Source organism: Leifsonia stereocauli (assembly GCF_038432415.1).
GTDB classification, from domain to species: domain Bacteria; phylum Actinomycetota; class Actinomycetes; order Actinomycetales; family Microbacteriaceae; genus Orlajensenia; species Orlajensenia stereocauli.
On record NZ_JBCAUN010000001.1, the window covers coordinates 861,355 to 881,362 of the forward strand.

The following is a 20,008-nucleotide window of genomic DNA, read 5'->3' on the forward strand; positions in this document are numbered from 1 at the left end:
AAACACGCGTGTGTTACTTCTAGGTGTACGCGTGATTCATCCGGGGTACATCTCTGCGTGCATCGCGCATCACACATCGACAGGAAGAGGTAGACGGATATGACATCCGCATCCAAGACCGGCAAGCGCGCCATCATCGTCGCCGCGGGCTTCACCGCTGCTGCGCTCGCGCTCTCCGGCTGTGCCGCAGGCGGCGGGTCCGACAAGGACTCCGGCTCCAGTGGAACGCTCACCATCGGCACGACCGACAAGATCACGGTCCTCGACCCGGCGGGCTCGTACGACAACGGCTCCTTCGCCGTCATGAACCAGGTGTTCCCCTTCCTCATGAACACGCCGTACGGCAGCCCCGATGTCGAGCCCGACATCGCCGAGTCCGCCGAGTTCACGGCCCCGACCGAGTACACGGTCAAGCTCAAGCCCGGCCTCACCTTCGCCAACGGCAACGAGCTCACGGCATCCGACGTGAAGTTCACGTTCGACCGCCAGCTGAAGATCGCCGACGAGAACGGCCCGTCGTCGCTGCTCTACAACCTCGAGTCCACCGACGCCGTCGACGACACCACCGTCGTCTTCCACCTCAAGTCGGCCAACGACCAGGTCTTCCCGCAGATCCTCTCGAGCCCCGCCGGCCCGATCGTGGACGAGGACGTCTTCTCGGCCGATGCGCTCACCTCCGACGACGACATCGTCAAGGGCAAGGCGTTCGCCGGTCAGTACTCGATCTCGAGCTACGACTTCAACAACCTCATCCAGTACAAGGCGAACGCCGACTACGACGGCGTACTCGAGCCGGCCAAGACCGGCACCGTGAACGTCAAGTACTACGCCGACGCCTCGAACCTGAAGCTCGCCGTGCAGGAGGGCGAGATCGACGTCGCGTTCCGCAGCCTCTCGGCCACCGACATCGACAGCCTCCGCGGCAACGACAAGGTGAAGGTCGTCGACGGTCCCGGTGGGGAGATCCGCTACATCGTCTTCAACTTCGACACCCAGGCCTTCGGTGCCAAGACCCCCGAGGCCGACCCGGCCAAGGCTCTCGCCGTGCGCCAGGCCGTCGCCGACCTCGTCGATCGCGACGAGATCGCCGACCAGGTCTACAAGGGCACCTACACCCCGCTGTACTCCTACGTTCCCGCCGGTCTGACCGGTGCCACCGAGTCCCTGAAGGGCCTCTACGGCGACGGACAGGGTGCACCGGATGCCGACAAGGCGAAGGCGACCCTCACGGCTGCCGGCATCACGGAGCCCGTCGTGCTCAACCTGCAGTACTCGAACGACCACTACGGTCCTTCGTCGGGTGACGAGTATGCACTGGTCAAGGACCAGCTCGAGTCGAGCGGACTCTTCACGGTGAACCTGCAGACCACCGAGTGGGTGCAGTACTCGAAGGACCGCACCACCGACGTGTACCCGGAGTACCAGCTCGGCTGGTTCCCCGACTACTCGGACGCCGACAACTACTTGACGCCGTTCTTCCTCACGGAGAACTTCCTCGGCAACCACTACGACGACAAGGAGGTCAACGACCTGATCCTCAAGCAGGCCACGACCACCGACCCCGCCGAGCGCACCAAGGTCATCGAGGAGATCCAGGACAAGGTCGCGGCCCAGCTGTCGACCATCCCGCTGCTCCAGGGTGCTCAGGTCGCCGTCGTCGGAACCGACGTCACCGGAACCGAGGACACGCTCGACGCGTCGTTCAAGTTCCGCTACGGCGCTCTCGCCAAGGGCTGAGAGCTCCACGGCTAGAGTTTCTCCAGCGTGAAAAACCGGGGGCGGCCCGCGCAAGCGGGTCGTCCCCACTCTTCTGCAACAAAACGTGAGGTACGCATGACCACAGTGGCACTGACGCCCGAGGCGACGAAGACGCCGAATGCTCGCAGACGCTCGGCAGGAGGAAGCCTCGGCAGTTATCTGCTGGTGCGGTTCCTGCTGATCATCCCGACAATCTTCATCCTGGTCACCCTGGTCTTCGTGCTCATGCGCACGACGGGCGATCCCATCACCGCAGCACTCGGTGGCCGCCTCGGACCCGAGCAGCTGGCCGAGCGCATCCAGGCCGCCGGCTACGACCGGCCGCTGTTCGTGCAGTACCTCGAGTACCTCGGACAGGTGTTCACGGGCAACTTCGGCACGACCATCTCGACGAACCGGCCCGTGACCGAGGTGCTCTTCACCTACGGCCCCGCCACCTTCGAGCTGGCCTTCTACAGCCTGCTCGTCGCCTTCGTCATCGGAATCCCGCTCGGCATGGTCGCGGCGTACTTCCGGGACAAGTATCCGGATGCCGTCTTCCGCATCATGGCGATCCTGTTCTACGCGACCCCGGTGTTCTTCTCCGGCCTGCTCCTCAAGCTCGTCTTCTCGGTCTGGCTCGGCTGGCTGCCGATCGCCGGGCGCGCCTCGACCTCAGCAGAGCTCGAGATGGAGTTCCTCTCGAACAAGACCGGCTTCTACACGATCGACGCGATCCAGACCGGCAACCCCGAGGTCCTCGCCGACGTGCTCGCGCACGCGGTCCTGCCGGCGATCGCGCTCGGCCTGCTCACCGCCGGTGTCTTCCTCCGGCTGGTGCGCACCAATGTGATCGGCACCCTCTCGACCGACTACGTCGACGCGGCGCGCTCCCGCGGAGTCAGTGAGTTCCGCCTCGTGCGCAAGCACGCCTACCGTCCGGCGCTCATCCCGATCATCACCGTGATCGGCCTCCAGATCGCCCTGCTGCTCGGCGGAGCGGTGCTCACCGAGACGACATTCGAGTGGAAGGGCCTCGGATTCATGCTGATCGAGTTCATCAAGGCCCGCGACTACGTGGCGGTGCAGGGCATCGTCGTCCTGCTGGCCGTGATCGTGGCGCTGACGAACTTCATCGTCGATGTCATAGCCGCCGTCGTCGACCCGCGAGTGAGGTACTGACCATGACGACCATCACCCCGTCCGTGGCCCCCACAGCGGCGCCGCACAAGCCCAACCTCTGGCAGCGTCTCCCCGTCGTGCACCAGCTGCGCCAGAGCGTCGGGCTGCAGCGCGGAATGCTCGTGACCGGCCTCGTTCTCATGGCCGTCTTCGTCCTGACGGCGATCTTCGCGCCGCTGCTCGCGCCGTACAGGTACAACCAGCTCCGCGCCGACGGCGTCGCCTTCGGTGCCCAGCAGGCGCCGTCGGCCGAGCACCTGCTCGGCACCACGGTCGGCGGCTACGACGTGTTCTCCCGTGTGATCTGGGGTGCGCAGACGGCGATCCTCGTGATCGTGCTCGCGGTGGTGGCCTCCATCTTCATCGGCGTTCTCCTCGGCCTGGTGTCCGGCTACTTCGGTGGCTGGCCCGACAGGCTCCTCGTCGTGGTGTGCGACGCGATCTACGCGTTCCCCTCGCTGCTCCTCGCCATCGTGCTCTCGATCGTGATCTCCGGAGGCAGATCCAGCCTCTGGGGCGGCATCCTGGCGGCTGCCCTCTCGATCACCGTGGTCTACATCCCGCAGTACTTCCGCGTGATCCGAGCCGAGACCGTTCGCATCAAGGCTGAGGCCTATGTCGAGTCAGCGCGCGTGCTCGGCGCCAGCAACGCGCGCGTGATGTTCCGGCACGTGCTGCGGAATGCCACACGCTCGCTGCCGCTGCTCATCACGCTCAACTCCTCTGAGGCCGTGCTCACCCTGGCGGGCCTCGGATTCATCGGCTTCGGCATCGAGCCGACGGCCGCCGCCGAGTGGGGCTACGACCTCAACAAGGCCATCTCCGACGTGACCAGCGGAATCTGGTGGACGGCCCTCTTCCCGGGCCTCGCCATCGTTCTCACCGTCCTCGGCATCACTCTGGTGGGCGAGAGCCTGAACGACTTGGCCGACCCGCGCCTGCGCGGTCGCCGTGCCGTGGCTAAGGCATCCGGAACCGTCGCCGAGACCTCCGTCGTCCCCGGCGGCACCCTGACAGCCGGCCCCGGCGGACTCGCCGGCCTGGAGGACGGGGAAACATTCGACGAGCACGGAATCGAGGTCCGACCATGACGAACGTCGTCTCCATCGAGAAGCTGGGCATCTCCTTCGCCACCGACGCCGGCGCCGTCAAAGCCGTCTCCGACGTCAGCCTGTCCGTCGGCCCCGGCGAGGTACTCGCCATCGTCGGCGAGAGCGGCTCGGGCAAGACCGTCACCGCGAAGACCATCCTGGGCCTCCTGCCCGAGACCGCCACGGTGAGTGGTGCCGTCATCCTGAGCAGTAAGGACGGTTTGTCGTCGACGGATGTCGTCACCCTCTCGAAGAAGGAGCTGCGCCGTGTGCGCGGAACCGATGTGGCGATGGTCTTCCAGGAGCCATCGACCGCGCTGAACCCGGTGTTCACCGTCGGCTGGCAGATCATCGAGGGGCTTCGCGCCCACGGGAAGGTGTCGAAGAAGGCCGGGCGCGAGCAGGCCATCGACATCCTGCGCAGGGTCGGCATCCCCGAGCCCGAGAAGCGCGTCGACTACTACCCGCACCAGTTCTCGGGCGGGCAGAAGCAGCGCGTCGTCATCGCCATGGCGCTCGTGCTCGACGCGGGTCTCATCGTCGCCGACGAGCCGACGACGGCCCTCGACGTGACGGTGCAGGCCGAGATCCTCGACCTCCTGCGCCGCTGCCGTGACGAGTTCGGCGCCGCCATCGTGCTCATCACCCACAACATGGGCGTGGTGGCCGACCTGGCGGACCGCGTCGCCGTCATGTACCAGGGCGAGGTCGTCGAGGAGGCGGATGTCGCCACGCTGTTCTCCTCGCCGAAGGATCCGTACACGCAACGCCTGCTCGCCTCCGTTCCCCACGTGGGACAGGGAACGCTGACGGCTGCCGACCGCGCGAGCGCCCGCACCACGGACTGGTCGAGCAACGCGCCCGTCGTCGTGGCCCAGGACCTGCGCATCGAGTACCCCGGACGCTTCGGACGCGCCGGCTTCGTGGCCGTCGACGGCGTGAGCTTCGACATCCGTGCCGGAGAGGTTCTCGGTCTCGTGGGGGAGAGCGGATCGGGCAAGACCACGATCGGCCGTGCCATCGGCGGCCTGACCCGGGTGACCGGCGGCTCGCTCTCGGTGTTGGACCACGAGATGAACGGCGTGCGCGAGCGCGACTTCAAGAAGACCCGCAGCCACATCGGCTTCGTGTTCCAGGACCCGGCGTCGAGCTTCAACCCGCTGCTGACCATCGCCGAGTGCGTCGCCGAGCCGCTGGTCATCCACGGCCGGTCGTCGAGCCCGGGCGCAGCGCGCGGTCGGGTCGACGACCTGCTCGAGGCAGTACAGCTGCCGCGCAGCTACGGCGACCGCTACCCCCACGAGCTCTCGGGCGGCCAGCGTCAGCGCGCCAGCCTCGCCCGTGCCCTCGCCCTCGAACCGAAGCTGCTCATCGCCGACGAGCCGACCAGCGCGCTCGACGTCTCGGTGCAGGCGCGCGTGCTCGAGCTGTTCGCCGAGCTCCAGCGGGAGTTCGGCTTCGCGGCGCTGTTCATCAGCCACGACCTGGCAGTCGTCGACCTCCTCGCCGACCGCATCGCCGTGCTGTACAAGGGCAAGCTCGTCGAGGAGGGCACCGGAGCCGAGGTGCTCGGAGCTCCGCAGCATCCGTACACCCAGCGACTCCTCGCCTCCCTTCCTGTGCCCGACCCGGCTGAGCAAGCGCTCAGAAGGGATGCGCTGCACGCCCTGCGGGAGGCAGAGTAGAAGCATGGTGGGCAACGCACAGCACGGCTATCCGATCCTCACGAGTGATCTGACGATCGAGTACCCGGCACACGGGCCCTCGCCCGCCTTCGTGGCGGTGCGGGGGCTCGACCTGCGGGTGCAGCCGGGTGAGGTGCTCGGACTCCTCGGCGAGAGCGGCTCCGGTAAGAGCACGATCGCCCGTGTCCTGGCGGGACAGTTCCTCGAGGCCGCGCGCGGCGACGTGCATCCCGTGATCACCGGGGGCGACGCCGAGGTCTTCGGGGAGTCGCTCCGGAGGCTCCGCCGTCGCGATGCCGACCGCCTGATGTTCGAGGTCGGCTACGTGGCTCAGGACGCCTCAGAGAACCTGCCGCCGAACTTCACCGTCGCGGAGATCGTTGCCGAGCCCATCCTGCTGCGCGACAGGCACTACAACCGCAAGGCCCTCGAGGCCCGCGTCGTCACGATGGTCGACGCGGTGCGCCTGCCGCTCAGCGTGATTCCGCGCTATCCGTACGAGCTGAGCGCCGGCCAGCGTCAACGCCTCGCCATCGCCCGAGCGCTCGTGCTCGACCCCGCACTGCTCATCGCCGACGAGCCGACGGCGGCCATCGACGCCCTCGTGCGCCACTCGATCATCGACCTCATCCGCGAGTTGCAGAAGCACAGTGCGTTCTCCGCTCTCGTCATCAGCCACGATCTCGCCGTGCTCCGGCGCATCGCCGATCGCATCGCCGTGCTGAAGGACGGCGTGCTGGTGGGCTACGGCTCCATCGACGACGTGCTCGCCAATCCGCTGCACCCGTACGTCGAACGCCTGGCCTCCGAACTCGTCGGCCCGTCCGGCGTCGGCGAGCAGGACTGAGCGATGGCCGAGAACGCGCCGATCCACCACGCCGTGCTGGCTCCCGACAGCGACGACGGCACTCGACACCACCGTCCCAGCGCCGGCAGCATCGCGCTCCTCCCGCGCAGCAGTGCGGTCTTCGAGAAGGCGGTGACGGATGCCGGGGGCACGACCGCACCGCTCGGGCCCGACACCCGCGGCATCGTGTGGCTGTCGTATGCCCGGGCCGCCGAACTCGGCGCCGTGCTCGACGCCAATCCGCAGGTCGAGTGGGTGCAGTTGCCCTTCGCCGGGGTCGACGCGTTCTCCGACGGCATCCGCGAGCACTCCCGCGAGAACTTGCTCTGGACCAGTGCGAAGGGGGCGTACGCGCAGCCCGTCGCCGAGCATGCCCTGGCGCTCTCGCTCGCCCTCATGCGGTTCCTGCCACGCCGAATCCGTGCCACCTCGTGGGACTCCGAGCCACGAGGTGTCTCCCTCTACGGCCGTGAGGTCGTCATCATCGGCGCCGGCGGCATCGCGATCGAGCTCATCCGCCTCCTCGAGCCCTTCGCGCCGCGCATCACCATCGTCAGACGGCGAGCGGATGCCGTGCCCGGCGCCGCCGAGACCGTCGGCGTCGACGACCTCCACCGGGTACTTCCGCGCGCCGATCTCGTGGTCATCGCGGCGGCTCTCACAGGCGGAACCAGGCACATGTTCGGTGCCCCCGAGTTCGAGCTCATGCAGGACGCGAGCTACCTCGTCAACATCGCCCGCGGCGGTCTCGTCGACACCGACGCGCTGGTCACGGCGCTGAATGACGGCACGATCGCCGGGGCAGCCGTCGACGTGACCGACCCCGAACCGCTTCCTGACGCGCACCCGCTCTGGAGCGCTGAGAACGTCATCATCACCCCGCACATGGCCGACACCCCCGAGATGACCGCGCCCCTGCTGGCGGAACGAATCCGCCACAATGTCGAGGCCCTCCTCGGCGCCGGCGACTTCGTCGGAGTGGTCGACCCCGAGGTCGGCTACTGACCTGCTCGATTTTGTTGTGGCCGAACTTTTGATAAAGTAGATGAGGCGCGAAAGTGCTGATCCTCGATAGCTCAATTGGCAGAGCAATCGGCTGTTAACCGGTAGGTTCTTGGTTCGAGTCCAAGTCGGGGAGCGAAGGACCGGAAGGGCTCCACCCCTCCGGTCCTTTTTCTTTGTCCGGATACGCTGCACCCGTTCCCAACGCTGCCCGCACCCCGCGAGTGCAGGGTATGGTCCGTCGACGGCTACGGCGTGACGATGTTGAAGGCCGGATCTCCAGCGTCCAGTACGCCCAGCAGCGTCTGCAGCATCCCGGCGTCACCCGCGATGTCCAGACCTGCGGATGCCGTGTCCCCTCCGAGCAGCGCGATCATGCGCAACTTCGTGGTGGTGATGGTCGCATCGGCGGTCTCCGCCACTGCCGGCTTCTCGACGGCGATGAACACGCCGTTGTGCAGGCTCGCACGGAAGTTCCGGTCGAGGTCGGTGAACGTCACATCGAGTGCGAGTGTGAGGTCCCAGGCCCTCGGTCCGTTCACCGAGATGGCGATCGAGTCGAACAGCTGCTCAGGCGACAGCTGCGCCACGATGGCCGGCGCCGCTGTGACCGTCGGCGTACCGAAGTTCTCGCCGCGCAATTCGGTGGCGCCCGAGAGGAAGAAGTTGCGCCAGGTCCCGTTCTCCGCACCGTACGCGAGTTGCTCGAGGGTGTCTGCGTAGAGGGCGCGCGCGGCGCCGTGGGACTCGTCGGCGAAGACCGCGTGGTCGAGAAGAGTCGCGGCCCAGCGGAAATCGCCGCTGTCGAAGGCGGCCTGTGCCACCTCCACCACGCGATCGACCCCGCCGATCGCGTCGACGTAACGGGTGCCGAGGTTCTCGGGGGTGTGCGGCCACAGCCGGGCAGGGTTGCCGTCGAACCAGCCCATGTAGCGCTGGTAGATCGCCTTCACGTTGTGGCTGATCGAGCCGTAGTAGCCGTGCGTGTTCCAGGCGTTGGTGAGCGCCGGCGGCAACTCGAGCTGCTCGGCGATCTCCGTCCCGGTGAATCCCCGGTTGAGCAACCGGAGGGTCTGGTCGTGCAGGTAGGCGTAGAGATCGCGCTGGTTCCCGATGAACTCGACGATCCTGTCACCACCCCAGGTCGGCCAGTGGTGCGAGGCGAAGGCGACGTCGGTGCGGTCGCCGAACTTCTCGATCGCCTCGGTGAGGTAGCCGGACCAGACGTGCGGGTCGCGCACCACTGCACCGCGCAGAGTGAGCAGGTTGTGCAGGGTGTGGGTGGCGTTCTCGGCCATGCAGAGCGCCCGGTACCGGGGGAAGTAGAAGTGCATCTCGGAGGGCGCCTCGGTGCCCGGAGCCATCTGGAACTCGATCTCGATGCCATCGACGGTGACGGTCTCGCCCGTGGTCGTGATCTCGAGGGTCGGCACGATGAGTCCGAGCTCGCCGATCGAGGTGGTCTGGCCGAGACCGGCGCCGACCGCGCCCTGCGGGCCGCGTTCGAGAGCCGCTCCATACATGTAGCCCGCACGCCGGGACATGGCCGTTCCCGCATAGACGTTCTCCGCGACGGCGTGCCCTGTGAAGCCCTCGGGCGCGATGACCTGGATCCTTCCTGCATCGACGTCGTCCTGCGTCGCGACACCGAGAACGCCGCCGAAGTGGTCGATGTGGCTGTGGGAGTAGATGACCGCCACGACGGCCCTGTCGCCGCGGTGGGCGCGATACAGCCCGAGTGCCGCCGCTGCGGTCTCGGTCGAGATGAGCGGATCGATGACGATGACGCCCGTGTCGCCCTCGATGAACGTGAGGTTCGAGAGATCGAGGCCGCGCACCTGGTAGATGCCCTCGACCACTTCGTACAGCCCCTGCCTGGAGACGAGCTTCGACTGGCGCCACAGACTCGGATTCACCGTCGACGGGGAGTCGCCGATGACGAAGTCGTAGCTGTCGTTGTCCCAGACGACGCGACCGTCGGCCGATTTCACGACCCCGGGCTCGAGGGCCGCGATGAAGCCACGATCGGCGTCGTCGAAGTCCTGCTCGTCCGAGAACGGAAGAGCGTCGAGCAACGCCCGGTGTGCCGCAGCGATGGAGGGGGTGGCCGGCTTCTGATCCATGGGCTGTCCGTCTCGTTCGAGGGATCGTCAACTTCCAGTACCGACTATGCCAGTCGGTGGCGCGCTGCCGCAGGTTTGGTTCGCATGCCCGGGGATGTTGATGTCGTGCGGGTGGGCGTAATCCCTCGCATCCGCAGGAATGGTGCGTACTCCCGGGGGAGTACACACCGGGCCTTCCGTGGTCGGACGAAGGCCGCATCGGTCGTGACTACGATCGATCCATGCCGAACTCCGAGCGCTGGTCGCACCCTGGCGCACCCGGTCTCGGAGCGGCCGGGCCATCCGGGAGACCGTGGGGGCGATGGTTCGAGGAGCCGCGGCCCCGACGTCGAGTGCGCTGGTTCTCCGTCGTGTTCTCCCAGATCGTCCAGCTGCCGGTGCTCGTCTGGCTCATCGCCTCGGGTGCGGAGTCGGGTCAGCTGGCGGCATCCGTCATCGCCTTCGCCGCGTCGTATCTGCTGCTTCTGGCACCTCGCCACCCCGGTCCCACCGTCATCGCCATAGCTGTGGCGATAGCTCCGGCGCTGGTCGTGATCCCCGCCGGCCCCCCTGTCGCTGCGGTTCCCCTCGCCTTCGCCGTGGTGCAGGCAACCGCCCGCGGAGCCCGCGTCTGGGTCTGGAGCACCATCGGCGTCGGCGTCGTGGCGGCTCTGGTCTACGGTGCCGTCTCGGCCGCCTGGCCGTCGCTCGTGCGATCACTGATCGTGCTGCTGGTGCTGAGCATCCTCGTCGGTGCCGGTGAAGCCGTGCGTAGTCGGGTCGAGCGCTATGAGGCCTTCCGCGAGAAGCAGCTGCGCACGCGCCAGAGCGAGGCCGAACTGGAGCGGCTGCGCATCGCCCGCGAGCTCCACGACGTGCTCGCGCATTCGCTGTCGTCCATCAATGTGCAGGCCGGGATGGGGCTGCACCTCATGGAGACCCAGCCCGAGAGGGCGGCCGAGGCACTCGCGAACATCAAGGAGACCAGCCGCACGGCGCTCGATGAGGTGCGCGGCGTCCTCGGCTTCCTGCGGTCAGGGGACGACGACGCGCCGCTCGTGCCGGAGCCCGGACTGGCGCGACTGCCGGCGCTGGCAGCATCGCTCGAGGCTCTCGGCGTGATGGTGACCCTGAAGGGTGAGTTGTCGGCCGAGCCCCCGCCCGCCACGGATCGTACGATCTACCGCATCGTGCAGGAGGCACTCACGAACGTCACCCGTCACTCGGAGGCACGAACGGCCGTTGTGGAGCTGTCGACGATCGACGGCGTCGACATCGTGTCCATCAGTGATTCCGGCACCGGCCACGGCACCGACCCGATCGAGGAGGGCCGCGGCTTCCTCGGCATGCGCGAGCGCGCGACGCTGGTCGGCGGCACCGTCAATGCCGATTGGCAGGCTGCCGGTGGCCTCCGGGTCGAGGTGCGCATCCCGCGCAGCGAGGAGGCGCTCCCGTGATCTCGGTCTTCATCGCCGACGACCAGCATCTGGTGCGTGCAGGCTTCCGGGCGCTGCTCAACGCCGAGCCCGACATCGACGTGGTCGGGGAGGCCGCGACGGGCTCGAGTGCCGTCGCCGGAATCATCTCGAGCCGTCCCGATGTGGTCCTCATGGACATCCGGATGCCGGACGGAGACGGGCTGCAGGCCACCCGGGAGATCACCGCACATCCCGAGCTCGATGCGACCCACATCGTGATCGTGACGACCTTCGAACTCGACGAATACGTGGCCGAGGCGATCAAGGCCGGTGCCAGCGGATTCCTCGTGAAGGACACCGAGCCGGCGGAACTCATCCGGGCCGTGCACGTCGTCGCTGCAGGCGACGCGCTGCTGTCCCCGGGTGTCACGAGGCGGCTGCTCTCCCGGATGGCGTCGGGGCTGAAGGAGGCTCCGGTCAGCGGAATCTTCGATGCGCTGACCGCTCGCGAGCTCGAGGTGCTCGAGCTCGTCGCCCACGGCCTCAGCAACGACGAGATCGCCGGGAGGCTGTTCCTCAGCCCGTTGACGGCGAAGACCCACGTCTCGCGGATCATGACGAAGCTCGGGGCGCGCGATCGCGTGCAGCTCGTGGTGAGCGCGTACGAGGCGGGCCTGGTGCGGCCGGGTTGGTCCTAGCGTTCCGCCGGCCTCGGTCCGAGCGGAGCGCGACGGTGGCTGCGGGTGACGGGTGCTGCATCCGGGGGAGTACGCGAAGTGACGCCCTCGAGCGGATTCGCCGCGAGGCGCGACTTGGGAGTCTCGATGAGTGGCATCGCCCGATGCCCGTGATCGATCGGAATCCCCATGTTGTCGTCGTCCATCGCCCTCGCCTCCGTCTCCGCTCATGTCGGCCCCTGGGCCGGCGGGTGGGGCTGGCTGTTCTTGTTCGTCCCGCTGTTCTGGATCAGCATCATCGCGCTGTTCGTCACTCTCGGACGCCGCCGCTGGGCGCGCTACGGTTACGGGCCCGGCTACGGCCACGGACCCGCATCCGGTGCCTGGAACGCCGTCGCGGCCGAGCAGACCCTCGCCGACCGCTTCGCCCGTGGTGACATCGACGAGGTCGAGTACCGTGCGCGCCTCGAGGTGCTGCGCGCGGCCCGACCGACCGCCTGAGTCCAGCGCTCACTGAGGCCCGCGAGCACGCGGATCGCTGAGGTCGGACGAAGTCCGCGGTCGAAGCGTGTCCAGATGCGCGCTTCGACCGCGGGCTGCGCCCGGGCCTCAGCGAGCGGGAGCCTCCGGTAGAGTCTCTTCGACCCGCACGCAGCGGGAGAGGAGATCGATGGACTGGCTGAACAGCCCCGCAGCCACCAGCGCACTCATGGTCGCATCCGCCGTCCTGGCCGTGCTGGCCGTCGTGCTGCTCGTGCTCTGGCTGAGTGCGCGCACGCGCCTCCGCCGCATCGACCGCGACTGGACCAGTGCCGAGCGCATCCGCATCGGCCTCGAGCTCTCGCTCGCGGAGCAGACCGGTCGTCTCGGCATCGTGCGCGACCTGCAGGACGTCGCCGTGCACGCCGTCGGCCGTCTCGTCTCCCAGGCCGAGGGTGCGAAGTACACCGCCGAGAGCGACCCGTCCTCCGCGGTTCGTGCGGTGACCGGTGTCGTCGACGCCGGCCGCACGGCCCTCGGCGACATGCGCCGCGTTCTGACGGTGGCCCGCGAGGGCGAGTCGCTGAGTTCTCCGCAGCCCGGTCTCCAGTCGGCCCAGAACCTGTTCCGCGTCATGCGCGACGCCGGGCTCGTCATCAGCTTCGAGGAGTCAGGGGAACGCTACGAGCTCAAGCCCGGCGCCGAGCTCGCTGTCTACCGCATCCTTCAGGCGGCCCTGGCCAACTCCCTCAAGCACGGAGGCGTCGGTACCGAGGCCCGCGTGTCATTCGTGTGGACCGAGGAGGGGCTGCAGGTCACCATCGACGACGACGGCATCCGTGCCGCCCTCCGCCGTGAAGGCGATGAGGCCCGCGCCGATGCCACCTCGATCGACGACGACCTGCGCGCACTGACGGAGACCATCTCGGGCGCGGGCATCTCGCAGATGCGCCAGCGCGCCGAGCTCTTCGGCGGCGTCTTCAGCGCCAACTCCGTCCCTGGTGTCGGTTTCAGCGTCTCGGCCGTATTCCCCGCCCTGCGTTACCACAACGGCGTTCACGGGGTCGAACTCGCGCGATGACCGATGAGGGCATCCCGGCCGCGGGTGACCAGCCCGGTGGTGATGACCCGCTCTCCGACACGTGGGAGGGCGACGGTCGGCGCACGCCCGCTGAGGGAATCGCCATCCGTTCCGGATTCTTCGTCGGAATCGCCACCGCCGCCTACGGCATCTCCTTCGGCGCCCTGTCGGTCGCCGCAGGCCTCGACATCTGGCAGACCTGCTTCCTGAGCCTCGTGATGTTCACCGGCGGATCCCAGTACGCGCTGATCGGGATCATCGCCAGCGGCGGGGTGGCCGCCGGGCCCAGCGCCATAGCGACAGCGGGCCTGCTCGGTTCCCGCAATGCCATCTACGGAATGCGGATGGCACCCATCGTCGGCATCGGTCCCTGGTGGCACCGCCTCGCGGCCGCGTGGGGCACCATCGACGAGTCGACCGCCGTGTCCCTCGCCCAGCCCACGGGGCATCTCCGCCGCGTCGGCTTCTGGGTGACGGCACTCGTCGTCTTCGTGGGCTGGAACCTCACCACGCTCGCGGGCGCCCTCATCGGCGACGCACTGGGCGACCCTCGGGCGTGGGGACTGGACGCCGCAGCCGCGGCGGCCTTCCTTGGCCTGCTGTGGCCGCGGCTGAAGCGGGTGCAGGCAGCGGCGGTGGCCGTCGGTGCGGCCGTGGTGGCGACTGTGCTCACCCCGGTGCTCATGCCAGGGCTGCCCGTTCTCGTCGCCGCATCCGTCGCCGTCGTCGTCGGTGCCTTCAACTGGTTCGGACGGGAGACGCGCTCATGACGCTCTGGCAGGTTGTCATCCTGGCGTCGATCGCCACACTCGCCTTCAAGTTCGCGGGCTACCTGATCCCTCAGCGTCTGCTCGAGGCGCCGACGCCGTCGCGCATCGCCGACCTTCTCACTGTGGCGCTGCTCGCTGCGCTCATCGCAGTGCAGACCTTCGCAGACGGGCGGGAGATCGTGATCGACGCCCGTGTTCCCGCCGTGATCGTCGCGGCGGCGCTCTACGCGCTCAGGGTGCCGTTCATCATCGTGGTGATCGCAGCCGCGCTCGTCGCCGCCGGCATCCGCGCCGTCACCTGAGCCGGCTACGCGTCGAGGTCGTCGACCCCGGGCATCCAAACGTTGCCGGGAACTCCCCAGCCGCGCTTGCGTGTGAGCTTGGCGACGATCTTCTGGTCGTGCCCGTCGAGGCGATCGGTGTAGAGCACCCCCTCGAGATGATCGAACTCGTGCTGGAAGATGCGGGCGAGCCAGCCTCCGGCCCGGATCTCGTAGGGTTCGCCGTCGACATCGACTGCCTGCAGGATGGCGCGCTCTCCGCGGCGCAGTCCGAAACGCTCGCCGGGGAACGAGAGGCAGCCCTCGGCCTCGGAGTCCTCGTCGGCGATGCCGGCTGGCACCGGAGTGATCCACAGGGTCGGATTGATCGCCACGCCCCGAATGTGCTCGCCGGAGTCCTCCACCCACGTGTACGTGAAGATCCGCAGCGGCACTCCGATCTGTGGTGCGGCGAGGCCGACACCGGGGGCCGCATCCATCGTCTCGAACATGTCGGCGACGAGGGTTCGCAGCTCGTCGTCGAACACCGTGACGGGGGCTGCGGGGGAGTGGAGCGTGTCGTCTCCGGTGATCCTGATGGGGTGTACGGCCATTCTCCGAGGATATCGGCGGCGCTCGGGTTAGGGTCGACACGTGTTCAACGGCGGAGGATTTGAAGACGTGACCGAGGTGTTCACGCAGAACCCGGCGCAGGTGTTCGGGATCGTGCTCGCTCTGATCGGGGCAGTCTTCCTGTCGATCGGTGCGCAGTTGCAGTACCGCGGGGTCGGCAAGGTCGAGAAGTCGCTCGGCGACACCGGCGGCGGACTCACCATGCGTCAGCTGTTGGCGCTCCTGGGCCGCCCGTCCTGGGTGCTCGGAACGAGCATGCTCGGCGCGGCGATCGTGCTTCAGCTGTTCAGCCTGTCGCTGGCGCCCCTCATCGTGGTGCAGCCGCTGGGAGCCGTCGCTCTCGTGATCACGGCGATCGTCAACGCGAGGGTCTCGCATGTGCGCCTCAACCGCATCTCCGTCTTCGCCATCTGCCTGTGCGTGGCCGGAGTCGGTCTGTTCGTCACGATCGCCGCTTTCACCGCGGTCGACAAGCCGGTCTCGGATGCCGATCTCATCACCATCCTCACGATCCTCGCCGTCGTGCTCGCGCTGTTCGGGGCGACGTTCGCCTTCCTGCGCAAGCGGTTCAAGGCGCTGTTCTACATCATCGGCGCCGGCGTGCTCTACGGATTCGTCGCCACTCTCGCGAAGGTCGTCATCAGCCGCCTGCAGTCCGAGAACTTCACGTGGCTCACAGTGCTGTGCCTGCTCGGCCTCATCGGCGCCGCGGCCCTCGGCGCCTACTTCGTGCAGAACGCCTATTCCTCCGGCCCGCCGGACCTCGTGATCGCCGGCCTGACCGTCATCGATCCGCTCGTGGCCGTCACCATCGGCATCGTGGTGCTCGACGAGGCCTCGCAGGCTCCGTCGTGGGCGCTCTGGGCCTTCGCCCTCGTCGGCGCCATCGCCATCTGGGGCGTGTTCCTGCTGTCGAAGCATCACCCGCAGACCAACCTGCCTGTCGAACAGGCACCGACTCCAGCCGCGCCATCCGATGGAACCGCTTAGAATAGGCAGCATCACGCCGGTGGCGCCACAGCGCCCGGCGTCCACATCCCGCCGATCCACCACCTCGGCCGAGATACGTAGGGACATCCCACTTGACTGACACCCCCGGTTCGACTGCTTCCGCGCACGCGGACAGCGCGGAGACCGCGAGGAAGCCCCTCACCGTCCTCATCGGAGCCGACACGTTCTCGCCCGATGTGAACGGCGCGGCCAAGTTCGCAGAACGCCTCGCCTCAGGTCTCGCGGCCCGCGGCCATGACGTGCACGTCATGGCACCGGCAGCCAGCAGCAGACACGGCACTTGGACCGAGGAGTACGAGGGGCAGAAGATCACGGCCCACCGTCTCTTCAGCCTCCGCTGGTACCCGCACGACTGGCTGCGCTTCGTGATGCCGTGGCGCATCAACCAGAACAGTGCCCGAATCATCGATGAGGTGAAGCCGGATGTCGTGCACTTCCAGTCGCACATCATCGTCGGCCGTGGGATGTCCATCCAGGCCGAGAAGCGCGGCATCCGCATCATCGGCACGAACCACTTCATGCCCGAGAACATGCTCGAGTTCACGCTCATCCCGAAGGCCTGGCAGGTATGGGCCACCGGCCTCGCCTGGAAGGCCGCTCGTCGGTCCTTCGGCCGCGCGGAGGCCGTGACGACGCCGACGAAGCGTGCTGCCGAGTTCCTCGAGCGTTCGACGGGCCTGCGGGGAGTTCACGCCATCTCGTGCGGCATCGACGCGGATCGCTACTCGCCCTCGTGGGAGCCGCGCACCGAGAACCGCATCCTGTTCGTCGGTCGCGTGACCGGTGAGAAGCAGATCGACGTGCTGCTGAAGGCCATGACGCTGCTTCCGGCCGAGCTCGACGCCAAGCTCGAGATCGTCGGAGGCGGCGACCAGTTCAAGAACCTGCAGCACCTCTCACGCGAACTGGGCATCGCCGATCGCGTGACCTTCCGCGGCTACGTCAACGACGAGCAGTTGCGCGACGCCTACTCGCGGTCCTCGGTCTTCGCGATGCCGTCGATCGCGGAGCTGCAGAGCATCGCCACCATGGAGGCCATGGCCTCGGCCCTCCCCGTCGTCGCAGCCGACGCGATGGCGCTGCCGCACCTCGTGCACGACGGCGTGAACGGATACCTCTTCGAACCGAGCAATCCCGACGACCTCGCAGCGAAGCTCACCGATGTGCTGACGGCGTCTCCCGAGGTCTACCAGGCCATGAAGAAGGAGTCGGTGCAGCTCATCGTGCCGCACGACATCCAGCGCACTCTCTCGACTTTCGAGAGCCTGTATCGTGGTGAGCCGGTCACGGATCCCGTGACCGACATCACCAACGCGACCACCACCGAGTAGTCGCGCGGGGCGGTAGCTCAGCTGGTTAGAGCAAGCGACTCATAATCGTTCGGTCACGGGTTCAAGTCCCGTCCGCCCTACTTCAACGCCAGCGTGCAGGCACCCCGTGGCTAGTGCAGCAGGCTCCGCCAGTCGGCGGGCACGCGACCTTTAGGGGCGGGCGATCCCTGCCCCACCGGGCGCGCGACCGGCGGAGCGAGCTCCGGCCCCTCGGTGTACGCGTCGCTCTCGTAGTCCCAGAACCAGCTCTCGCCGGGCTCGAAACTGCGCACGATCGGATGCCCGGTCTCTGTGAAGTGGGCCGTCGCATGCTGCGCCGGCGAACTGTCGCAGCATCCGATGGTTCCGCAGGTCGTGCACCGTCGCAGGTGCAGCCACCAGCCGCCGTCCGACTCGCAGGCGGAGCAACCCTCCGAGGCCGGCGGCACCGAGGGATCGATGGCGGAGTTCGCGTGCATGGGCAGCTCCTCGTCGTCCATCGCATCCTGTCACGAGCGCGACCGGCCTGACCAGAGCCGTTCCCCGAACCGGTGCCACCCGGACGCGGACTTACCGCCGCCGAGCCGCCCTCATAGTCTCTGGGAATGCCCCCTATCGCCGCCGGCTGGTACGAAGTCGACACCGCGATCTGGTGGTGGGACGGCGCGCGCTGGTCCCACGACGAGGGCTACAGGGCTCTCGGGGCCGCGGCGACGGATATCGCTCCTCCGGTGGGTGAACGCGTGCAGATCACCGGCGCCATCGAGCCGCTGCCGAAGAAGAAGCGCTGACGTCCTGACGTCCTCGCGCCGGCTGCTTCAGCCGCGCCGTCGGTACTCGAGGTAGACCACGCCGTTCGAGAAGCGATGCTCGTCGGTCAGCTCGAGGTCGATGCGCACCCCCGGCGGAAGATACCTCGAACCACCTCCGATGATGACGGGGTTCACGTAGAGCTGGTACTGGTCGACGAGCCCGGCGCGCACGGCGTGCCCGGCGAGTTCAGCGCCGCCGATTCCCACGTCGGTGTCGGCGCCGGCCACGAGACGGCGCACGGCGTTCACGTCGAAACGTCGCTCGAGTCTGGTGCTCGGGAGCGGCACGGTCTCCAGCGTCGCCGAATACACCACCTTGTCGGCTTCTCTCCAGAGTCGGGCATACTCCAGCATCGCGACGGAGACGTCGGGGGTGGTCTCATCGATGTCCTGCCAGACCTTCATCACCTCGTACAGGCGACGGCCGTACAGGTAGGTGCCGATGCCACGCTCGCGCTCGTTGACGAACGCGTGCACTTCCTCGTCGGGGGCGCTCCAGTCGAACTCGCCGTCGGCATCGGCGATGTAGCCATCGAGCGATTGGATACCCGACCAGATCAAGCGGGCCATCGGATGCCTCCCTCAGTGCGAACGGTGGTCGACGAACTCCATGCGGGGCCCACGGCGCGCAGGTCCCGGCACGCCGTGCGCCTGCAGCAGCCGCACGAGCCTGTAGCGATGGGGACGCCAGTCCTCGAGGGCCTGCACCATCTCCTCGTCGCTGAAGCTGCCACGGCCGTACAGGGCGTGACCCACGTAGTTCGACAGGTGGTAGTCGCCGACGGAGAGCGCGTCGGCGTCTCCGAGTGCGCGCTGGGCGACCTCGGCCGCCGTCCAGACGCCGATACCGGGCACGGCCCGGAGGCGGGCCTCAGCGGCCGCGGGAGCGAGCTGCGAGCACTCCTCGAGGCGATCCGCGACGCGAGCCGCCGTCACGACGGTGCGGGAGCGCTGCGGGTCGACGCCTGCCTTGTGCCACTCCCACGACGGGATCAGCGCCCACGTCCGCGGCGACGGCACCACCAGCATCGGCCGTGGAGTCGGGCCTGGGGCGATGCTGCCGTACCGTCGCACGAGGTGCCGCCACGAGGCCGTGGCCTGCAGAGTGATCACCTTCTGCTCCAGGATGGCCGGCACCAGCGCCTCGAACACGCGGCCGGTCTTCGGGATGCGCAGGCCCGCATGGCGTCGGTGGGCGTCGGTGAGCACAGGGTGCCCGGGCTCGAAGCCGCTCGGATCGTCGTCATCACCGAGCAGTGCTGGAGCCGTCGTCACAGCGGCATCCGCCCCCTGGCCCCAGGCCCGGCACGTGAGCGCCCCGTCGCCGTCGCGACTGATGCGCATGCTCGCGGGACCGTCGGTGGTGAGCGTCGTGCGCCAGAGAGCGCCGTCGGGGGCGAAACCGTGGGTGGGGTCAGAGGCGCCGCGCCCGAGACGGGCCACGGTGAGCCGCACGTCGGTCGCATGCCGAGGGCGCCACGTCAGTGTCGCGTCGGGAGCCATGCTTCCAGTCTGCATCCTCCAACACTGAACGAACCCTGCGACGCTCGACGGATCTCCAGCGCCGGGCGGTGCTCCGGGCAGATAGTGCACAGCAGCACGTACGCCCTCGCGCCGGTGGGCGTCTTCATGGCAGGATCGCGGAATGAGCGAAGAGGCCCGACAGCCGGTGACGATCGAGCTGTTCCACGATTTCGACCAGCGCTGGCGTGCAGTGCTGCAGGATGCCGACTCCGAAGAGATCGAGACGATCGTGCTTCCGCCGGAGATCGATGGCGTGCGCTCGGCGGTCCGCCAGGTGCGCGCCAAGCTGCGCGGTCGCATGCTCGACGTCGGAGAGCTGACGCCGACCGACGAGACCCATTCGATCTGGCGCGGCACGGTGCAGACGGCGGTTCCCACGTCCTGAG

Annotated in this window: 21 protein-coding genes and 2 tRNA genes; 18 read left to right on the forward strand and 5 right to left on the reverse strand. The window is 68.0% G+C overall.

Going from position 1 to position 20,008, the window contains the following annotated elements; translation table 11 throughout:
- The first annotated feature begins 99 nt into the window (after positions 1–99).
- From AADV74_RS04240 to AADV74_RS04270, 7 genes are all read left to right on the forward strand, one after another.
- Entirely contained in the window at positions 100–1,737 is a 1,638-nt protein-coding gene (locus AADV74_RS04240) for an ABC transporter substrate-binding protein (protein WP_342112141.1), read from the forward strand.
- A gap of 96 nt (positions 1,738–1,833) precedes the next feature.
- On the forward strand, positions 1,834–2,919 hold the full coding sequence (locus tag AADV74_RS04245; protein ID WP_342112143.1) for an ABC transporter permease: 1,086 nt from the start codon (positions 1,834–1,836) through the stop codon (positions 2,917–2,919).
- A gap of 2 nt (positions 2,920–2,921) precedes the next feature.
- A complete protein-coding gene (locus tag AADV74_RS04250; RefSeq protein ID WP_342112145.1) occupies positions 2,922–4,010 on the forward strand; it encodes an ABC transporter permease in 1,089 nt (362 codons plus the stop codon).
- Entirely contained in the window at positions 4,007–5,695 is a 1,689-nt protein-coding gene (locus tag AADV74_RS04255; protein ID WP_342112146.1) for an ABC transporter ATP-binding protein, read from the forward strand. Before AADV74_RS04250 ends, AADV74_RS04255 begins: the two co-directional genes overlap by 4 nt.
- Before the next feature lie 4 nt (positions 5,696–5,699).
- The gene (locus AADV74_RS04260) at positions 5,700–6,542 is read left to right on the forward strand and encodes an ABC transporter ATP-binding protein (RefSeq protein WP_342112148.1); all 843 of its coding nucleotides are present in this window, start codon (positions 5,700–5,702) and stop codon (positions 6,540–6,542) included.
- A 3-nt stretch (positions 6,543–6,545) separates the two neighbouring features.
- The gene (locus tag AADV74_RS04265; protein ID WP_342112150.1) at positions 6,546–7,547 is read left to right on the forward strand and encodes a D-isomer specific 2-hydroxyacid dehydrogenase family protein; all 1,002 of its coding nucleotides are present in this window, start codon (positions 6,546–6,548) and stop codon (positions 7,545–7,547) included.
- A gap of 60 nt (positions 7,548–7,607) precedes the next feature.
- A tRNA-Asn gene (locus AADV74_RS04270) sits at positions 7,608–7,680 on the forward strand.
- A 112-nt stretch (positions 7,681–7,792) separates the two neighbouring features.
- On the opposite strand, the gene AADV74_RS04275 is transcribed toward AADV74_RS04270, so the two are convergent.
- Complete coding sequence (locus AADV74_RS04275) at positions 7,793–9,667, reverse strand: alkyl/aryl-sulfatase (protein ID WP_342112151.1); 1,875 nt, start codon at positions 9,665–9,667, stop codon at positions 7,793–7,795.
- Between the two features lie 221 nt (positions 9,668–9,888).
- On the opposite strand from AADV74_RS04275, the gene AADV74_RS04280 reads away from it, so the two are divergent.
- The 6 genes from AADV74_RS04280 to AADV74_RS04305 all read left to right on the forward strand — a co-directional run bounded on the left by AADV74_RS04280 (position 9,889) and on the right by AADV74_RS04305 (position 14,374).
- Positions 9,889–11,103: a sensor histidine kinase gene (locus AADV74_RS04280; protein WP_342112153.1), complete on the forward strand. Its 1,215-nt coding sequence runs from the start codon at positions 9,889–9,891 to the stop codon at positions 11,101–11,103.
- Entirely contained in the window at positions 11,100–11,762 is a 663-nt protein-coding gene (locus AADV74_RS04285) for a response regulator (protein WP_342112155.1), read from the forward strand. Before AADV74_RS04280 ends, AADV74_RS04285 begins: the two co-directional genes overlap by 4 nt.
- A gap of 168 nt (positions 11,763–11,930) precedes the next feature.
- A complete protein-coding gene (locus AADV74_RS04290; RefSeq protein WP_342112157.1) occupies positions 11,931–12,242 on the forward strand; it encodes an SHOCT domain-containing protein in 312 nt (103 codons plus the stop codon).
- Between the two features lie 169 nt (positions 12,243–12,411).
- The gene (locus AADV74_RS04295) at positions 12,412–13,302 is read left to right on the forward strand and encodes a sensor histidine kinase (RefSeq protein ID WP_342112158.1); all 891 of its coding nucleotides are present in this window, start codon (positions 12,412–12,414) and stop codon (positions 13,300–13,302) included.
- Positions 13,299–14,072 carry an AzlC family ABC transporter permease gene (locus tag AADV74_RS04300; RefSeq protein WP_342112160.1) on the forward strand — a complete coding sequence of 258 codons (774 nt, stop codon included), beginning with the start codon at positions 13,299–13,301 and terminating at the stop codon, positions 14,070–14,072. Before AADV74_RS04295 ends, AADV74_RS04300 begins: the two co-directional genes overlap by 4 nt.
- The gene (locus AADV74_RS04305) at positions 14,069–14,374 is read left to right on the forward strand and encodes an AzlD domain-containing protein (RefSeq protein WP_342112161.1); all 306 of its coding nucleotides are present in this window, start codon (positions 14,069–14,071) and stop codon (positions 14,372–14,374) included. Before AADV74_RS04300 ends, AADV74_RS04305 begins: the two co-directional genes overlap by 4 nt.
- A 5-nt stretch (positions 14,375–14,379) precedes the next feature.
- Here AADV74_RS04305 and def read toward each other — a convergent pair whose 3' ends face one another.
- On the reverse strand, positions 14,380–14,946 hold the full coding sequence (gene def, locus AADV74_RS04310) for a peptide deformylase (RefSeq protein ID WP_342112163.1): 567 nt from the start codon (positions 14,944–14,946) through the stop codon (positions 14,380–14,382).
- Positions 14,947–15,013: 67 nt separating this feature from the next.
- Here def and AADV74_RS04315 point away from each other — a divergent pair, with 67 nt between their 5' ends.
- From AADV74_RS04315 to AADV74_RS04325, 3 genes are all read left to right on the forward strand, one after another.
- Positions 15,014–15,955: a DMT family transporter gene (locus tag AADV74_RS04315; RefSeq protein ID WP_342112164.1), complete on the forward strand. Its 942-nt coding sequence runs from the start codon at positions 15,014–15,016 to the stop codon at positions 15,953–15,955.
- 92 nt (positions 15,956–16,047) lie between these two features.
- Positions 16,048–17,307, forward strand: coding sequence for a glycosyltransferase (locus tag AADV74_RS04320; RefSeq protein ID WP_342112166.1), 1,260 nt, complete (start codon positions 16,048–16,050; stop codon positions 17,305–17,307).
- A gap of 6 nt (positions 17,308–17,313) precedes the next feature.
- Positions 17,314–17,387 (forward strand) — tRNA-Ile (locus AADV74_RS04325).
- A gap of 30 nt (positions 17,388–17,417) precedes the next feature.
- Here the strand turns inward: AADV74_RS04325 and AADV74_RS04330 are convergent.
- Positions 17,418–17,765, reverse strand: a complete 348-nt coding sequence (locus AADV74_RS04330; RefSeq protein ID WP_342112168.1) for a UBP-type zinc finger domain-containing protein — start codon at positions 17,763–17,765, stop codon at positions 17,418–17,420.
- Between the two features lie 126 nt (positions 17,766–17,891).
- On the opposite strand from AADV74_RS04330, the gene AADV74_RS04335 reads away from it, so the two are divergent.
- Positions 17,892–18,077: a hypothetical protein gene (locus tag AADV74_RS04335; protein ID WP_342112170.1), complete on the forward strand. Its 186-nt coding sequence runs from the start codon at positions 17,892–17,894 to the stop codon at positions 18,075–18,077.
- Between the two features lie 27 nt (positions 18,078–18,104).
- On the opposite strand, the gene AADV74_RS04340 is transcribed toward AADV74_RS04335, so the two are convergent.
- Entirely contained in the window at positions 18,105–18,668 is a 564-nt protein-coding gene (locus AADV74_RS04340) for a dihydrofolate reductase family protein (protein WP_342112172.1), read from the reverse strand.
- Between the two features lie 12 nt (positions 18,669–18,680).
- Positions 18,681–19,601 carry a DNA-3-methyladenine glycosylase family protein gene (locus AADV74_RS04345; protein WP_342112174.1) on the reverse strand — a complete coding sequence of 307 codons (921 nt, stop codon included), beginning with the start codon at positions 19,599–19,601 and terminating at the stop codon, positions 18,681–18,683.
- A 142-nt stretch (positions 19,602–19,743) separates the two neighbouring features.
- Here AADV74_RS04345 and AADV74_RS04350 point away from each other — a divergent pair, with 142 nt between their 5' ends.
- Positions 19,744–20,007 (forward strand): hypothetical protein, encoded by a 264-nt coding sequence (locus AADV74_RS04350; protein WP_342112176.1) that lies wholly within the window; start codon positions 19,744–19,746, stop codon positions 20,005–20,007.
- The last annotated feature ends 1 nt before the right edge of the window (position 20,008 follow it).

What these genes read in the sequence shown, in the direction of transcription:
- AADV74_RS04340 (WP_342112172.1), bottom strand. Translation starts at nt 18,668, where the DNA reads ATGGCCCGCTTGATCTGGTCGGGTATCCAATCGCTCGATGGCTACATC.
- AADV74_RS04250 (WP_342112145.1), top strand. Translation starts at nt 2,922, where the DNA reads ATGACGACCATCACCCCGTCCGTGGCCCCCACAGCGGCGCCGCACAAG.
- AADV74_RS04245 (WP_342112143.1), top strand. Translation starts at nt 1,834, where the DNA reads ATGACCACAGTGGCACTGACGCCCGAGGCGACGAAGACGCCGAATGCT.
- AADV74_RS04265 (WP_342112150.1), top strand. Translation starts at nt 6,546, where the DNA reads ATGGCCGAGAACGCGCCGATCCACCACGCCGTGCTGGCTCCCGACAGC.
- AADV74_RS04280 (WP_342112153.1), top strand. Translation starts at nt 9,889, where the DNA reads ATGCCGAACTCCGAGCGCTGGTCGCACCCTGGCGCACCCGGTCTCGGA.
- AADV74_RS04350 (WP_342112176.1), top strand. Translation starts at nt 19,744, where the DNA reads ATGAGCGAAGAGGCCCGACAGCCGGTGACGATCGAGCTGTTCCACGAT.
- AADV74_RS04345 (WP_342112174.1), bottom strand. Translation starts at nt 19,601, where the DNA reads ATGGCTCCCGACGCGACACTGACGTGGCGCCCTCGGCATGCGACCGAC.
- AADV74_RS04335 (WP_342112170.1), top strand. Translation starts at nt 17,892, where the DNA reads ATGCCCCCTATCGCCGCCGGCTGGTACGAAGTCGACACCGCGATCTGG.
- def (WP_342112163.1), bottom strand. Translation starts at nt 14,946, where the DNA reads ATGGCCGTACACCCCATCAGGATCACCGGAGACGACACGCTCCACTCC.
- AADV74_RS04290 (WP_342112157.1), top strand. Translation starts at nt 11,931, where the DNA reads ATGTTGTCGTCGTCCATCGCCCTCGCCTCCGTCTCCGCTCATGTCGGC.
- AADV74_RS04300 (WP_342112160.1), top strand. Translation starts at nt 13,299, where the DNA reads ATGACCGATGAGGGCATCCCGGCCGCGGGTGACCAGCCCGGTGGTGAT.
- AADV74_RS04260 (WP_342112148.1), top strand. Translation starts at nt 5,700, where the DNA reads ATGGTGGGCAACGCACAGCACGGCTATCCGATCCTCACGAGTGATCTG.
- AADV74_RS04295 (WP_342112158.1), top strand. Translation starts at nt 12,412, where the DNA reads ATGGACTGGCTGAACAGCCCCGCAGCCACCAGCGCACTCATGGTCGCA.
- AADV74_RS04305 (WP_342112161.1), top strand. Translation starts at nt 14,069, where the DNA reads ATGACGCTCTGGCAGGTTGTCATCCTGGCGTCGATCGCCACACTCGCC.
- AADV74_RS04240 (WP_342112141.1), top strand. Translation starts at nt 100, where the DNA reads ATGACATCCGCATCCAAGACCGGCAAGCGCGCCATCATCGTCGCCGCG.
- AADV74_RS04255 (WP_342112146.1), top strand. Translation starts at nt 4,007, where the DNA reads ATGACGAACGTCGTCTCCATCGAGAAGCTGGGCATCTCCTTCGCCACC.
- AADV74_RS04330 (WP_342112168.1), bottom strand. Translation starts at nt 17,765, where the DNA reads ATGCACGCGAACTCCGCCATCGATCCCTCGGTGCCGCCGGCCTCGGAG.
- AADV74_RS04275 (WP_342112151.1), bottom strand. Translation starts at nt 9,667, where the DNA reads ATGGATCAGAAGCCGGCCACCCCCTCCATCGCTGCGGCACACCGGGCG.